Origin of the sequence: Herbiconiux daphne (genome assembly GCF_024979295.1) — a bacterium.
GTDB classification, from domain to species: Bacteria; Actinomycetota; Actinomycetes; order Actinomycetales; family Microbacteriaceae; genus Herbiconiux; species Herbiconiux daphnes.
The window spans coordinates 1-695 of sequence record NZ_JANLCJ010000405.1 but is presented as its reverse complement, the minus strand read 5'-3'; the positions used below and the strand labels follow the sequence as shown (position 1 = coordinate 695).

The 695-nt window shown below is 44.9% G+C and carries 2 protein-coding genes; both read right to left on the bottom strand.

From position 1 onward, the window contains the following. Positions 1 to 201: hypothetical protein (locus N1032_RS25515; RefSeq protein WP_259543394.1), on the bottom strand; the 201-nt coding region annotated here is incomplete at its 3' end. Between the two features lie 11 nt (positions 202 to 212). Then, positions 213 to 599: a GNAT family N-acetyltransferase gene (locus tag N1032_RS25510; RefSeq protein ID WP_259543393.1), complete on the bottom strand. Its 387-nt coding sequence runs from the start codon at positions 597 to 599 to the stop codon at positions 213 to 215. Positions 600 to 695: the final 96 nt, after the last annotated feature.

Genomic DNA, 695 nt, shown 5'->3' with positions numbered 1-695 from the left:
CTGGATACCTTTGACTGGATTCTCAGCAATACGGTTTACTTCATTCTCGATACCTTGAGTAACGTGAGCAATAGGCTGACCGATTACAGGAACTTTAGAAATAACATTGTTAATCTGACGTTCAACCTGTTGGACTGGTTTAGTAACAGTGTGGACAACCTTTGAGATTGCGTGTGTAACGTGATGAAATGCGTGGGACATTAATGCACCTCCTAAAAGACGCGGGTTGTATTTACCCTCGACACGGAGGGAGTTAGATGAACGCTTCTAACCAGCAATGGAATACCTGCCTCACGACAGACTTGCTTCGCTTGTTCGAGCATTACTTTGAGGAGGGCACGATTACCGTGAGCATTCGGATGGATGACAGTGGAGATATTCACCACTGCTGGGTAATGAAGTGTGAAGCCTTGTTCACAAGCGAGGAATCCAACGTGTTCACCATTATGGTAGAACTGGAAACGTCTCGCTTCTGATAAATCAAAATACCAGTTCAAGCGATTGACTGTGTATTCAAGGCTCCATTCAGGATAGAGTTTATCACGGAACCACTCGAAGGCTTCTTCACTACCGTCGTGTGTTTCAATGACAGTAATCATTCCGTAGGCTTACCTGCTTTGATTTGAGAGATGTGGATGGCAGCAGCTTGTTTCTCTGCTTTCTTTTTCGCACCCTTGCCTGTGTAAAGTTTACCG

What these genes read in the sequence shown, in the direction of transcription:
- N1032_RS25510 (WP_259543393.1), bottom strand. Translation starts at nt 599, where the DNA reads ATGATTACTGTCATTGAAACACACGACGGTAGTGAAGAAGCCTTCGAG.